Consider the following 13,324-nt stretch of genomic DNA (forward strand, 5'->3'; position numbering starts at 1 on the left):
CCTCTCTGTGGGGGCAGGACGGTTTCCTGCGGGGGCCAGGACGATCCCTGCACGGCCCGGGACGGGGTCGAACGCCCCGGACGGCCGGTCCTGGCCGGTACGGGCGCCTACCCCTCGGCACGCGCCTCATGCGTCCCCCGGGCCCGCGCGCGGAACGCGGCCGGTGTCTCACCGGCCCGGCGCCGGAAGAACCTGGTGAACACGGTCGCGTCGGGGAAGCCCAGGCGGTCGCCGACGGCCGCGGCCGGCAGGCCGGTGTGCCACAGCAGCCGCCGGGCCTCCGGCAGCACCCGGTCGTCGATGAAGGCCTTGGCCCCGCTGCGGACGGCCGAGCGGGTGGCCCGGGTGAGGGTACGGACGCTGTAGCCGAGGTCGTGGGCGTAGTCCTCGACGCGGTGGGTGCGGGCGAAGTCGCGCTCGACGGCTCGCTGGAAGCGCCGGAAGGTCTCGTTGCCGCCCCCGGCGGTCTCCCGGGCTCCCTGCGCGTGGGTCAGCCGGAGCACGAGGACCGACAGCAGATGGCGTACGACGTCGATCTGGACCTCCAGCGGCAGGTCGGCCAGCCGCCGGTACTCGGCCCGCAGCAGCTGGAGCACGGCGTCCAGGGCCCCGCCGTCGGCGGCCGTCGGAGTGAGCGGTGACCGCCACACGGGCTGGTCGACCCGGGCCGCCTCCACCGTGGCCGGGGCGAGGAAGCCCGGTGTGAACAGCACGACGACACCCTCGGCCGCGGCCAGATCCGAGTCGTACTGGTGCACCTGGCCGGGCCGCACCGCCCGAGGGCTTCCGGCTGACCGAGGAGGACCTCGTGAACACCGTGGAGGTGCCGGCCGTACCGCCGCTGCGCCGCACGGCCTGAGCGACACCCCGGCCGGAAGGGCACTGGCCCGCGCCGGGCACCGGGCCTATGGTGGGCCGTCAGCTTCCTTACGGGTGATGCGGGTGAGGGGATGTGGGGGTGCCCGGGACCAGGCTCGCGCGGTACGCCGGCGTCGGTGCGGCAGCCCTGCTGCTCTGTGCCGGGCTCACCCCGGCGGCCTCCGCCGCGCGCGGCACGGACGGCCCGGACCCGGTCGCCGTCCGGCTCGACGCCTACTGGACGCCGGCCCGTATGGCGGCCGCCCTGCCCGTCGGCCTCGCCGAGGACGCGGGGACGGACACGGCGTCACCCGCCGTCGCCCCCACGGTGGACGGGCCCCGGCCGGGCGAGCACATCCCGCCGAGCAGGAGCTTCGACGGCATCCCCCAGGCCGGCACCTTCTTCTGGACCGATGCCACCGGTACCGGACGCACCTGCAGCGGGGCCGTCGTCCGCAGCCCCGGGCACGACCTGGTCCTGAGCGCCGGACACTGTCTGAAGGGCTACGCGGGCACCTCGCCCCAGCGGCATCTGGCCTTCGTCCCCCAGTACCACGACGCCCGCAAGCCCTTCGGCGTATTCCCCGTGCGCACCGGCGGCGTCTACGTCCCGCAGGAGTACTACGACCTCGGCGAACACGCGGGGGCCGCGTACGACTTCGCCTTCGCGGTCACCGGGCCCGGCCAGGACGGAACCCGCGTCCAGGACGCCGTCGGCGGCGTGCGGCTGCTCACCGGAACGGGCTACCGGCACGCCCCGGTACGGATGATCGGCTATCCGGCGGGAGCGGAGAAGCCGCTGGAGTGCTGGAGCCGCATGACCAGGTGGGACAGTGACGACCCGGCCGACCCGGGGACGTTCTCGCGCATCGCCTGCGACGCCTTCGTGGGCGGAACCAGCGGTGGCCCCATGCTCGTGCCCCGGCCCGACGGCTGGGCCGTCGTCGGGGTGATCGGCGGCTATCACACGGGCGGCAACACCCCTCAGATCTCCTACAGCGCCCCCTTCGGCAGCGCCACCCGGTCCCTGTACCGGGCAGCGGTCACCGACGCCCCGCCCGCGGGGTGACGGTCCCGGGCCGCAGCGCGCCGCGGGCCGCCGGACTCGCGCCCGCACGCTCACCGCCAAGTTCCCCGCACCGTGGCACGATGGTGAGGAACATCACCCTACCGAGGGGTGTGCACCATGACAGCGTCGGAAGCGGCACCCGGTCCGAAGACCCGGAAACCGGGCCTGAGGCGCGAGATCGGCTTCATCGGACTCATCTGGGCCTCAGAGGGATCCATCATCGGATCCGGGTGGCTCTTCGGCGCCCAGGGCGCCCTGGCGGCAGCGGGACCCGCGGCGATCATCTCCTGGGCCATCGGCGGCCTCGCGATCCTGATCCTGGCTCTGGTGCACGCGGAACTCGGCGGCATGTACCCGGTCTCCGGCGGTACCGCCCGCTTCCCGCACTACGCCTTCGGCGGCGCCGCCGGTGCGTCGTTCGGCTGGTTCTCCTGGCTGCAGGCGGCCACGGTCGCGCCCATCGAGGTGCTGGCGATGATCACGTACGCCCAGCACTACTCCTGGGCGAGCGGCTGGGAGAAGATCCGGGGCGGCGAGCACATCCTGACCCCGCCCGGCATCGCCGTCGCGGTCGGGCTGATGGCGGTCATCACGGCCGTCAACTTCCTCAGCATCCGGCTGCTGGCCCGCACCAACAGCGCCGCGACCTGGTGGAAGGTCGGCGTCCCGCTGCTGACGGTCTTCGTGTTCGCCGTCGCCCAGTTCCACACCGCCAACTTCACCGCGGCCGACGGCTTCAGCCCGTACGGGGCGAAGGGCATCCTGTCCGCCGTCTCCACCAGCGGCATCATCTTCGCGCTGCTGGGCTTCGAGCAGGCCGACCAGCTCGCCGGTGAGAGCGCCAACCCCAAGCGGGACATCCCCCGTGCGGTCATCGGATCCATCGTCATCGGCATCATCATCTACATCCTGCTCCAGGTCACCTTCCTCGCCGCGCTGCCCGCCTCCCAGATCGGCAGCCACTGGGCGGACTCCGCCTTCACCGCCCTCAGCGGTCCCTTCGCCCAAGTGGCCACGCTCCTCAGCCTCGGCTGGCTGGCCACCGTCCTCTACCTCGACGCCGTGGTCTCCCCGGCGGGCACCGGGCTGATCTACATCACCGGCTCGTCACGGGTCTCCTACGGGCTCAGCCGCAACGGGTACGTGCCCTCCGTCTTCGAGACCACCAACCGGCGCGGCGTCCCCTGGGTCGGTCTGATCACGGCCTTCGTGATCGGCTGCGTCTGCTTCCTGCCGTTCCCCAGCTGGCGTTCCCTGGTGGGGCTCATCACCAGCGCCAGTGTGCTGATGTACGCCGGTGCCCCGCTGTCCTTCGGGGTGTTCCGCGACCGGCTGCCCGACGCCGTCCGTCCCTACCGGCTGCCCGGCGGCCGCTGGATGTCGCCGCTCGCCTTCATCGTCGCCAACCTGCTGATCCTGTGGTCGGGGTGGACCACCGACTGGAAGCTGGGCGTCGCCATCCTCATCGGCTACGTCATCCTGGTCGCCAACCGGGTGTTCAAGATGAACCCGATCACCCCGCAACTCGACCTGCGGGCCGCCCAGTGGCTTCCGGTCTACCTGATCGGCATGGGGCTGATCGTCTACCTCAGCGACTTCGGGCCGCTCAAGCACCCCTGGTTCCCGCTGTGGTGGGACATCGGGGTCACGGCGGCCTTCAGCCTCGTCGTCTACTACTGGGCGATGGCGGTCGCGCTGCCCGGCGAGCGGATCCAGCGCCTGATCGACCAGGTGGTCGTCCCCGAGGAGGAGAACGCCCTCTGACCGCCGGGAGGCGTCCGGCTCCACGACGGCGACGCGTTGCCGGAGCCCTGCCCGTGGACGTGGGCGTGGATCACCGAGCCGTCAGCCCAGCCGGAACTTCTGGGCCGCCGAGCCGTTGCAGTCCCAGATCTGCAGCCGGGTGCCGTCGGCCGTGGCACCGCTCGGTGAGTCCAGGCAGCGGCCCGACTGCGGGTTCAGCAGCGAACCGTCGCCCTGCTGCACCCACTTCTGGCCGCCCACACCGTCGCAGTCCCACAGTTCGGCCTTCGTGCCGTTCGCCGTCCCGTTGCCGTCGATGTCCAGGCACCGGCCGAGGGTGGCGAGGGAACCGTCGGAGCGGTGGTACCAGTGCTGGTCGACCGCCCAGGACTGGCAGCCCCACAACTGTACGGCCGCGCCGTCGCCGCCGGTGTCGTCGGCCGCCACGTCGACGCACCTGCCGCCCGGGGCCGCGATCGGGGCGCCGGCGTCGACCGAGAACTTCTGGGCCGCCGAGCCGTTGCAGTCCCAGATCTGCAGCCGGGTGCCGTCGGCCGTGGCACCGCTCGGAGAGTCCAGGCAGCGGCCCGACTGCGGGTTCAGCAGCGAACCGTCGCTCTGCTGCACCCACTTCTGGCCGCCGACACCGTTGCAGTCCCACAGCTCGGCCTTCGTGCCGTTCGCCGTCCCGTTGCCGTCGATGTCCAGGCACCGGCCGAGGGTGGCGAGGGAACCGTCGGCGTTGTGGGTCCAGTGCTGGTCCTCGGCGTACGACTGGCAGTCCCACAGCTGTACCGCCGTCCCGTCGGCGCCGGTGTCGTCGGCCGCCACGTCGACGCACCTGCCGCCCGGGCCGGTGACGGTGCCCTGCGGGCCGCCTGGCACGTCGGTCTCACCGGAGTACCCGACGGAGACGATGTTCGCCTGGACCGCGTTCTCGGCCGCGTCGGTGGGATAGCCGGAGACCATCACGCCCTCGAAGAACGTGCCCATGTTCCAGTTGCTGTTGTCGCCGCCCGTGCCGAGGATGATGCCGCCCTCCTGGTGCATGGGCCGGTAGCCGCCGCGGGTGGGCAGGGCGCCGTCCCACCAGGTGGTGAGCCCGCCGGACCGCGCGTCGCCGCCCTTGAGCGCGTACCGCGTCTGCCCGTTGTTCTTCAGCACCGCGGTGACGTAGGCGCCGGCGTTGCCCCGGTTGGCGGTGTTGGAGCCGTTGCCGCCCTGGAACATGCCGTTCTCCAGGTCGGCCTCGACCCAGGGCCCCGATCCGGTGCACGGCGCGAAGTAGCAGGTGGTCGCGAGGCTCACCGCGTCCATGTGGCCGTTGCCGGTGTCGGCCGGCGTGCTCTCGGCGTTGCCGTAGTCGAAGCAGCAGGCGGAGCCGACGTGGGTGCCGCTGGCCACCATGTAGGCGCCCTCCGGCTGTCCGTTCACGGCGACACCGGAGGCGGCTCCGGTGGAGCGGTAGCCGACTCCCGGCGAGATCCACACGCCGTACACCTTGTGTCCGCCGGCGGTGACGGCGATCTCGGAGGCGTCCGCGCCCCGGTCCGCGCCCATGCCGGAGGTGCCCGCCGGTCCCGGGGTGAGGTCGTTGTGCCGGGACGTCTGGTCGTAGATCTTGGTGATGCGGCACGTGGTGTTCGCGCAGAACCTGTCCTGCTGCCCGGCGTCGGCGTAGCCGCCCGGGGACAGCAGTCCGACGTCGGCCCCGGCCCCGTCGGAGGCCCGGGTGACCCGGTACAGGGGGCCGGCGTAGGAGGACAGGAGCGCGCGCACCGTGCTGTGCGCGGCGACACAGGGGGTGCCGGCGCCGCCGTACAGATCACAGGGCAGCGAACCGGCGGCCTGGGACGGGGTGGGCAGGCCGAGCAGCACGCCCAGGAGCAGGGCGATGACGGCCAGGGCCGGCGCGAGTGGTCTTCGGATTGCGCGCATACGGGGCTCCTCGCAGGGGGTGAATTCCGTGTCGTGACAGACGGGTTGGAGCGCTGAGCGGCCGTAGCGGAAGGTACGCACGCTGATGGATGTCGTCAAGATTTGTTGCTTTTACCTTATGAAAAGTTTTGGACGTGAGCCAAGATGTTGATTCCTCAGGTCATGTGACGCCGTGTCAGGCGAACGGCTGGTTCTGCACCACGCGTCCTTGACACCCGGGACCGAAGAGGCGAGCTTCGGGACAACGTTGTCGCAGCGGCCGTTGTCGAAGGGACAGGGTCACGATGGTGCCGTTCCGCCTCCCGTCCGTGCTGGCCGCCGGTGCACTGCTGGTGGCCGCCGCGTCCGCCCCCGTCCGTGCCGCGTCCGACGCGCCGGCGCCGGTCACCGATCCCGCCTCCCGCGTGAACCCGTTCATCGGGACCTCGCACGCCGCCGACGACTTCCCGGGGGCCGACACCCCGTTCGGGATGGTCCAGTGGAGCCCCGACACCACCCCGCACCGGCCGGACGGCGGCGGCTACGAGTACGGCGACTCGTCCATCAGCGGATTCAGCCTGACGCACATCGCGGGGCCGGGCTGCCGGGCCGCCGGTGACATCCCGGTGCTGCCCACCGTCGGCGCGGTGGCGACGGACGCCTCGGTGGGCTTCGCGCACAGCGGGGAGTCCGCCGCTCCCGGCTCGTACACGGTGTCGCTCGACAACGGCGTCACGACGGACCTGACGGCGACCACCCGCAGCGGGATGGCACGGTTCGCCTTTCCCGCCACCGACCGGGCCAACCTGGTCTTCAAACTGACGGGCAGCCAGAACGGCGTGTCCGACACCCGGTTCAGCGTGGTGAGCGACACCGAGGTGAGCGGTCAGGTCACCAGCGGCAACTTCTGCGGCATGAAGAACTCCTACACCGTCTACTTCGACATGGTCTTCGACCGGCCGTTCGCCCACAGCGGCACCGCGACGGCCCGGGCGACACCGTCGGCGCCCGGCACGCAGGTCTCGCCCGACACGCCCGAGGCGCCGAACAAGCCCGTGCCCCACGGCACCCCTCCCAGCACACCGCACGCCTTCGCCCCCCGGGCGACGGGCACCGACGGCTACGTCACCTTCGACACCACCGGCCGGCGGACCGTGCAGGCCAAGGTCGGGCTCTCGTACGTGTCGGCAGCCGGAGCGGCGGCCAACCGCACGGCGGAGAACCCCGGCTGGGACTTCGGCGCGGTGCGCGACGCGGCGCACCGGGCCTGGAACTCCCTGCTCGGCCGGGTCCGGATCAGCGGCGGCACCCCGGACCGGCAGGCCGTCTTCTACACCGCGCTCTACCACGCGCTGCTCCATCCGAACGTCATCAGCGACGTCGACCACCGCTACCCGGGCTTCGACGGCAGGACCCACACGGTGGACCCGGGGCACGGCGCCGCCTACGCCAACTACTCCGGCTGGGACGTCTACCGCTCGCAGGCGCAGCTGGAGGCCCTCGTCGCCCCGGACGTCGCCTCCGACACCGCACAGTCGATGGTCGACGACCACCGCCAGACCGGACAGCTGCCCAAGTGGTCGGAGTACAACGGCGAGACCCATGTCATGGTCGGCGACCCGGCGGACGAGATCCTCGCCGACTACCACGCCTTCGGCGCCCGGCACTTCGACACCGGCGCCGCGCTGCGGGCGATGGTCGCGGACGCCACCGGCGCCAACGACGACCGGCCCGGTCTCGACCACCTCCAGCAGCTCGGCTGGCTGCCCAGCAACGGCAGGTACGGCTGCTGCAACTACTACGGACCGGCCGCCACCACCCTGGAGTACGACGCGGCCGACTTCGCCGTCTCCGCGTTCGCCGGAGCCCTCGGGGACACCGCCGGCCAGCGCCGGTTCGTGAACCGGGCGCAAGCCTGGCAGAACCTGTTCCACTTCGGCAGCGGCTTCGTCCGTCCCCGTACCGCCTCGGGCACGTGGACGGCGGGATTCTCACCCACCTCGGGCAAGTACTTCGTCGAGGGCGACTCCTGGCAGTACACCCCGATGGTGCCGTTCAACCTGCACGGCCTGGCCACCGCCATGGGGGGCGACGCGGCCATGGCCCGCTTCCTCGACACCGACCTGTCCTCCCTGACCGGCGCCGGCGGCCACACCGACCTGGGCAACGAGCCCAGCCTGAACATCCCCTGGGAGTACGACTACATCGGCCGCCCGTACCGGACGCAGCAGGTGGTCCGGCAGATCCAGGACCAGATCTGGACCGACAGCCCCTCCGGCCTGGCCGGCAACGACGACCTGGGCGAGATGAGCTCCTGGTACGTGTGGTCCGCCCTCGGCATGTACCCCGAGACCCCCGGCACCGCGGATCTGGCACTCGGCAGCCCGCTCTTCCCGCGCGCGGTGATCACCCTGCCGTCCGGCCACACCCTCACGATCGACGGCGCGGGCGCCGCGGACGACGCCCCCTACGTGCAGTCGGCCACCTGGCAGGGCACGTCCTGGAACAAGGCGTACGCCCCCGCCGGCGCGCTCACCGCCGGCGGCACCCTCGGCTACCGGCTGGGCACCTCGGCCAACCCGTCGTGGGCCTCCGCCGCCTCCGCCGCGCCCCGCTCGTACCCGGGGGCGCCGACCTACACCGACGTCGGCACGTCCGGCGACACGGCGACCGGCACGGCCGACTTCGACGGCGCGGGCCACAGTTACTCCGCCGACGCGCTGGCGGCCGCCGGGGTCGGGCGGAGGTCGCGGATCACCGTCGGCACAACGTCCTTCACCTGGCCGGACGCCACGCCCACCACGGCGGACAACTACGAGGCCAACGGCCAGACGGTCAAGGTCTCCGGCTCGGGCACCCTGTCCTTCCTGGGCGCCGCCAACAACGGCCCGTCCTCGGGCACGGCACTCGTCACCTACACGGACGGCACGACCCAGCAGGTCGCGGTGGAGTTCTCCGACTGGACGCTCAACGGCGGAGCCGCCGCACCGCTCCACGGCAACACCGTCGCGGTGACCACCCCGTACCGCAACCACTCCGGCGCCCCGGCCGACGAGGTGAAGACGTACGTGTTCGCCACGGCCCCCGTGGCCCTGGCCCGGGGCAGGACGGTCCGGAGTGTGCGCCTGCCGTCCGACGTGGGCAGCGGCGGACTGCACGTGTTCGCCCTCGGCTTCGGGGCCGCCGGGTCCTAACCGCCGTCCGGCGCGCGGCGGGCCGCCCTCCGCGCCTGCCGCGCCCGGGCCAGCAGGCGGTCCCGGCAACGGGGCCACCAGACGATGTCGGCGAGGAAGAGCCCGACCACCAGCCACGACGAGACCACCTCCCCGGTCGGTGCCGTGAGCGTGTCGTACACGGCGAGCCCGACCGCGAGCGCGGTGAGGAGCAGCACCACCGGGCGGCGCAGCCGGTCCTCCTCCGCGGTGCGGCGCAGGGCGCCGGCGTACGCGTCGACGGCGGGCGCCAGCCGGGGGTCACCGATGTCCTCGCCGCGTCGGGTGGCCCGGACCACCGCCGCGCGGTCGGCCGCCGCCATGTCCCCGGCCTCAGGCCACACCCTGCCCATCCGGCGTGCCGTCCTGATCCCGTGGAGGGGACTGAGGACCAGGAAGACGACGGCGGCACCCGGCCACGACCCCGACTCCACGAGGACGAACGCCGCGAAGAAGACACCGGCGGGAAGCCCGGTGCCCACAGCCCTGCGCACCGGGCCCCCTTGCCACACCCGCCCCGGAACCAGGATCACCGGCCCAGAGTGACGATCACCGGCCGGCGGCGCAACCGGAGGCCGCCGGCCGTGTTACGACCCTGTGACGCCGAACGGACCGTTCCAAGATCGGGGCTTGACAGGCTGTGCCCACGGACAGAGCGGCAGGCGGTCGCGTGGCTCCCGGCAGGGGCCCGGGGGGACGGCGCAGCGGCTCTGATGTCGCCGCGTCGCACCAGCTGACCATGTTCCTGGGGGATCACCATGACCACACGCACCCGCACCACCGTCGCCGCCATCGCGGTGGCCGCGGCCGTCACCGGCACCGCGCTGCTGGGCGCCTCCGGCGCCGCGTCGGCCGCCACCGCCGCCTCGCACGGCACCCTGACCGTCAGCAACGGCACCAAGTACGTGCTGATCAACGGTCACCGCGTGAACTTCGGGGTGCCCGTCCGCGACCTCGCCTGGTCCCCGGACGGCTCCAAGGCCGCCTTCGTCGACGGTTCCGGCAACCTGGACATCGCCGACCCCGACGGCGGCAAGCGCGTCGTCGTCGCCAAGAACCCCGGCGGCCAGAACTGGTCCCACCCGACCTGGCAGGTGACCAAGAAGGACACCCGGTACGGCATCCCCGCCAAGGACAACCTCATCTTCGCCGCCCGTGCCAAGGGCGTCTCCCGGCTGAAGTACGTCTCCGCCAAGGCCGTCCACGGCACCCCGAAGAACCTGCCCCTGAACGGCGCCCCGGACCCGGACGGCGCGGTCCCGCAGACCGGCAACGTCTGGCCGAACGCGGCCGGCCACTACGGCACCTCGGTCTACGCCAACGCCGACACCGGCGCCGTCTACATCCGCGACGACTACCTGCGCCAGCAGGGCGGCAAGCTCACCAAGGGCTCCCAGCCGGCCCTGGCGCCGAACGAGGAGGAGGTCGTCTTCGTGCGTTCGGTCGCGGGCCACGACCACCTGTTCGTCGAGGACTTCATGCACGGCAACCACGTCAAGGACCTCACCCCGCACGCCACCACCGACTACACCGAGCCGGCCTGGTCCCCCGACGGCAAGACGCTCGCGGCCCGCACCCCCGCCGGCACGGTGACCCTGCGGGCCGACGGCACGGGCAAGCCGGCCAAGGTCACGTCGACGGCCGGCCTGGCCGCCTACCGCCCCTGAGCGGTCTCACCCACGGCATCGGGCCGGGTTCGTCCGGGGCGCGCAGTCACCGCGCCGCCCGGGCGAGCTCGGCCCGCAGCGCGTCCAGGTGCGCGTCGGCCGTGTCGTGCGGCAGGAACTCGACGACCTCGAGGAACCGGAACAGCACCTGGCTGCTCGTGACGGCGTACTCGTACTCGCCGAATCCCACCACCGCGCCCATCGCGCCCCGGACGGCGCCCCGCACCACGTGCGCGGTCATCTCGTCCGGCTCGGCCGCCGACGTCCCGCGCCGGGCGTTGGGCCGGGCCAGGTACGGGCACACCATCGAGGCGTACAGCATGCACGCGCGGTGTCCCGGGCCCTCGAGGGTGGGCGCGAGATTGCGGTACGGCCGCCCGGCGGCGAGGGCCTCAGCGATCGCCGTGCTCTCCGCGGCCCCCACCACGCGCCACACCGGCCCCCGCGGCATGGCCCGGTCGCACACCGAGCACAGCCGCTTGCGCGCGCACGCGGCGCTGCGCTCGTAGTCGGTCAGCGCGAACTGCGGCTCCTCCCCCTCCCACGGAGTGATCGCCGGAACCGGATACCCCCGTACGTCCCGTGGCCGCGCCTCTACCCCCGGCGGCATGGGAACACTCTCGAATCGCACCCCTCATGCCTACCAGACCGGCACGCACCGGAGGAACCTCCTTCCGCGGCCCCCGTGTCCTCCGTGTCTCTCCGTGTCTGTCCGTGCGGGCTGTCGCAACATGCCGTTGAGTGGAGCAGTCAGCGGAGCACGACGGGAGTCCCTGTGCGTAGACCACACAGACCGCAGGGCGGCACGGCCACGCGGGCCGGGTTGCCGGCGCCTCCGGTGTGGCTGCGCCTGCTTCCGGTCCTGTACGTCGTGGCCGTACTGCTGGTGGAGCCCGCCACCCCCGTGGACTGGCCGGTGAGCTTCGTGCTGATCGCCGTGCCGCTGGTCACCGCCTTCGCGCACGGGCCCGTCGTCGTCGGCGCCGCCACGGTGTTCGCCATCGTCCTGGAAGGGGTGCTGGCCGGTACCCCGTGCTGCGCGGGCCGGTCCGTCGGCTACCTGTGGGACCGTCACTACGTCGCCTCGTACGTGTGCACCGCCCTCGTCGGCGTCCTCGGCACGCTCCTGGCGGCCCACCGGATCCGGCGGGAACGCACGCTCGCCGACGTACGGTTCGTGGCCGAGATCGCGCAGCGGGTCCTGCTGCGCCCCGTACCGCACCGGATCGGCAACCTGCTCATGGAGAGCCTGTACCTGTCCGCCGCCGCGGAGGCACGGATCGGCGGCGACCTCTACGAGGCCGTGCCCACGGCGTACGGGGTGCGCCTGCTCATCGGTGACGTCCGCGGCAAGGGACTGCTGGCGGTCGAGACCGCCGCCGCCCTGCTCGGCGCGTTCCGCGAGGCGGCGCACGACGAACCCGATCTGCCCGCTCTGGCCGGGCGGGTGGAGACGAGCATGAGCCGCAGGGCGACCCAGCTCGGCGGGAACGAGACGGCCGAACGGTTCGTCACGGCGGTCTTCGCCGAGATCCCCGCGGCGGGCCGGGTCGTCCGCGTCGTCAACTGCGGCCATCCTCCCCCGCTCTGTCTGCGGGCCGGCGAGGTGCGCGAGCTGGACAGCGGGCGGTCGGCCCCGCCGCTGAACCTCGGCGTGCTGGTCGGGGACCCGTACCACGTCGACGTCTGGCCGTTCCGGCCCGGCGACCAGCTGCTGCTGTACACGGACGGTGTCACGGAGACCCGGGACGCGGCCGGCGCCTTCTACCCGCTGCTCCAGCGCCTGCGGTCCTGGGGCGCGCTGTCCCCCCGCGAGCTGCTCGAACGGCTGCACGAGGACCTGCTGGCCTACAGCGGCAGCCGCCTGCAGGACGACACCGCCGCGCTCGCCGTCTGTCTGCTGCCCGAGGAGGCGTCCGCGCCGGCGCCGGCCGGCTGACGGGCCGGCCGGCGGATCGGCCGACGGCCCGGCCGACGGATCGGAAGGTCAGAACGCCGTGTGGGCGAACCAGCGGTCGAGGAGTTCGGCCGGCCCCGAGACCTCGAAGGGCGCCTCCTGGTACGACCGCCGCCCGTACAGGAGCAGCAGCAGATCCGCCGCCGGACCGCGCACGGCCGCCGTGTCCGGCTCGGGCTCCGCGGCCTCGCCGGGTCCGCCCGTCCGCGGCAGCAGGCGGAAGCCGTCCGGGTCGAGCCGTACCCGCCATCGCGCGCCGGCCGTGCCGTCGGGTTCCGTGCACCGGAAGGCGACGATCTCGCCGTCGCCGCGCAGCTTCGTGACGCCGGGGGCGAACAGGCCCGCGGAGGGCAGGTTGACGAGGAACTCGTCCACGCCGTCCGCCGCCAGCACGGGGTCGAGGCCGGCGTCGCGGCCGACGGCACGCTCCGCGTCCACCCGGTGCACCAGCGTCTCGAAGAGCATCCGGCGGGCCCAGAAACGTGCGTGCTGGTCCTCGCCCCAGGCCCACATCGCCGCCCCGGGATCGGTGTCGCGCAGCACGGCCGCCACCGCGGGCGCCCCGGCCGCCACCCAGTCGGCGTACTCCCGCACGTCGTCCGGCAGCCCCAGCTCCACGTCGCGGCTGCGGGGAGGCTCCTGGACCCGCCGGGTCAGCAGCGTGCAGAACCAGCGCTGCAGCGCGCCCACGTGCACGCTGAGGTCGGCGAGCGTCCAGCCGGGGCAGGACGGGACGGCGGTCGCGGGGTCGGCGTCCCGGACCGCCTCGACGAAGCGCAGGGTCTCGCGCTCGACGGCCTCACGGTAGGTGTCGTACGGCAGAGGGTGCCCCGCCTCGCTGGTCGTCGCCATCAACTGCCGCCGTTTCTGTTCTGGGGTACGGGATCGCGTCGCGCCCAGT

Annotated in this window: 10 protein-coding genes; 5 read left to right on the forward strand and 5 right to left on the reverse strand. The window is 73.0% G+C overall.

All coding sequences use genetic code 11. The annotated features are described in order from the left end of the window. Nucleotides 1–107: 107 nt before the first annotated feature. Nucleotides 108–773 (reverse strand): AraC family transcriptional regulator, encoded by a 666-nt coding sequence (locus tag AB0N17_RS25345; RefSeq protein ID WP_366013753.1) that lies wholly within the window; start codon nucleotides 771–773, stop codon nucleotides 108–110. Between the two features lie 185 nt (nucleotides 774–958). On the opposite strand from AB0N17_RS25345, the gene AB0N17_RS25350 reads away from it, so the two are divergent. Further along, nucleotides 959–1,927: a trypsin-like peptidase domain-containing protein gene (locus AB0N17_RS25350; RefSeq protein ID WP_366013754.1), complete on the forward strand. Its 969-nt coding sequence runs from the start codon at nucleotides 959–961 to the stop codon at nucleotides 1,925–1,927. Nucleotides 1,928–2,044: 117 nt separating this feature from the next. Next, a complete protein-coding gene (locus AB0N17_RS25355) occupies nucleotides 2,045–3,691 on the forward strand; it encodes an APC family permease (protein ID WP_366013755.1) in 1,647 nt (548 codons plus the stop codon). Between the two features lie 81 nt (nucleotides 3,692–3,772). Here the strand turns inward: AB0N17_RS25355 and AB0N17_RS25360 are convergent, their stop codons facing one another. Then, nucleotides 3,773–5,608 carry an arabinofuranosidase catalytic domain-containing protein gene (locus AB0N17_RS25360; RefSeq protein ID WP_366013756.1) on the reverse strand — a complete coding sequence of 612 codons (1,836 nt, stop codon included), beginning with the start codon at nucleotides 5,606–5,608 and terminating at the stop codon, nucleotides 3,773–3,775. Nucleotides 5,609–5,892: 284 nt separating this feature from the next. On the opposite strand from AB0N17_RS25360, the gene AB0N17_RS25365 reads away from it, so the two are divergent. Next, nucleotides 5,893–8,781, forward strand: coding sequence for a lectin (locus tag AB0N17_RS25365; RefSeq protein WP_366013757.1), 2,889 nt, complete (start codon nucleotides 5,893–5,895; stop codon nucleotides 8,779–8,781). Here AB0N17_RS25365 and AB0N17_RS25370 read toward each other — a convergent pair. Continuing rightward, nucleotides 8,778–9,293 carry a hypothetical protein gene (locus AB0N17_RS25370; RefSeq protein WP_366013758.1) on the reverse strand — a complete coding sequence of 172 codons (516 nt, stop codon included), beginning with the start codon at nucleotides 9,291–9,293 and terminating at the stop codon, nucleotides 8,778–8,780. The genes AB0N17_RS25365 and AB0N17_RS25370 overlap by 4 nt on opposite strands. Before the next feature lie 264 nt (nucleotides 9,294–9,557). Here AB0N17_RS25370 and AB0N17_RS25375 point away from each other — a divergent pair, with 264 nt between their 5' ends. Further along, the gene (locus AB0N17_RS25375; RefSeq protein WP_366013759.1) at nucleotides 9,558–10,466 is read left to right on the forward strand and encodes a hypothetical protein; all 909 of its coding nucleotides are present in this window, start codon (nucleotides 9,558–9,560) and stop codon (nucleotides 10,464–10,466) included. Nucleotides 10,467–10,512: 46 nt separating this feature from the next. Here the strand turns inward: AB0N17_RS25375 and AB0N17_RS25380 are convergent, their stop codons facing one another. Next, nucleotides 10,513–11,076 (reverse strand): hypothetical protein, encoded by a 564-nt coding sequence (locus AB0N17_RS25380; protein WP_366013760.1) that lies wholly within the window; start codon nucleotides 11,074–11,076, stop codon nucleotides 10,513–10,515. Nucleotides 11,077–11,241: 165 nt separating this feature from the next. Between AB0N17_RS25380 and AB0N17_RS25385 the strand changes: the two genes are divergently transcribed. After that, nucleotides 11,242–12,405: a PP2C family protein-serine/threonine phosphatase gene (locus AB0N17_RS25385; protein ID WP_366013761.1), complete on the forward strand. Its 1,164-nt coding sequence runs from the start codon at nucleotides 11,242–11,244 to the stop codon at nucleotides 12,403–12,405. 48 nt (nucleotides 12,406–12,453) lie between these two features. Here the strand turns inward: AB0N17_RS25385 and AB0N17_RS25390 are convergent, their stop codons facing one another. Continuing rightward, nucleotides 12,454–13,275 carry a maleylpyruvate isomerase family mycothiol-dependent enzyme gene (locus AB0N17_RS25390; RefSeq protein ID WP_366013762.1) on the reverse strand — a complete coding sequence of 274 codons (822 nt, stop codon included), beginning with the start codon at nucleotides 13,273–13,275 and terminating at the stop codon, nucleotides 12,454–12,456. Between the last annotated feature and the right edge of the window lie 49 nt (nucleotides 13,276–13,324).

The organism is Streptomyces sp. NPDC051133, assembly GCF_040682635.1.
Lineage (GTDB): Bacteria > Actinomycetota > Actinomycetes > Streptomycetales > Streptomycetaceae > Streptomyces.

Coding starts and splice junctions, on each gene's coding strand:
- AB0N17_RS25355 (WP_366013755.1), top strand. CDS start 2,045: ATGACAGCGTCGGAAGCGGCACCCGGTCCGAAGACCCGGAAACCGGGC.
- AB0N17_RS25360 (WP_366013756.1), bottom strand. CDS start 5,608: ATGCGCGCAATCCGAAGACCACTCGCGCCGGCCCTGGCCGTCATCGCC.
- AB0N17_RS25365 (WP_366013757.1), top strand. CDS start 5,893: ATGGTGCCGTTCCGCCTCCCGTCCGTGCTGGCCGCCGGTGCACTGCTG.
- AB0N17_RS25375 (WP_366013759.1), top strand. CDS start 9,558: ATGACCACACGCACCCGCACCACCGTCGCCGCCATCGCGGTGGCCGCG.
- AB0N17_RS25380 (WP_366013760.1), bottom strand. CDS start 11,076: ATGCCGCCGGGGGTAGAGGCGCGGCCACGGGACGTACGGGGGTATCCG.
- AB0N17_RS25390 (WP_366013762.1), bottom strand. CDS start 13,275: ATGGCGACGACCAGCGAGGCGGGGCACCCTCTGCCGTACGACACCTAC.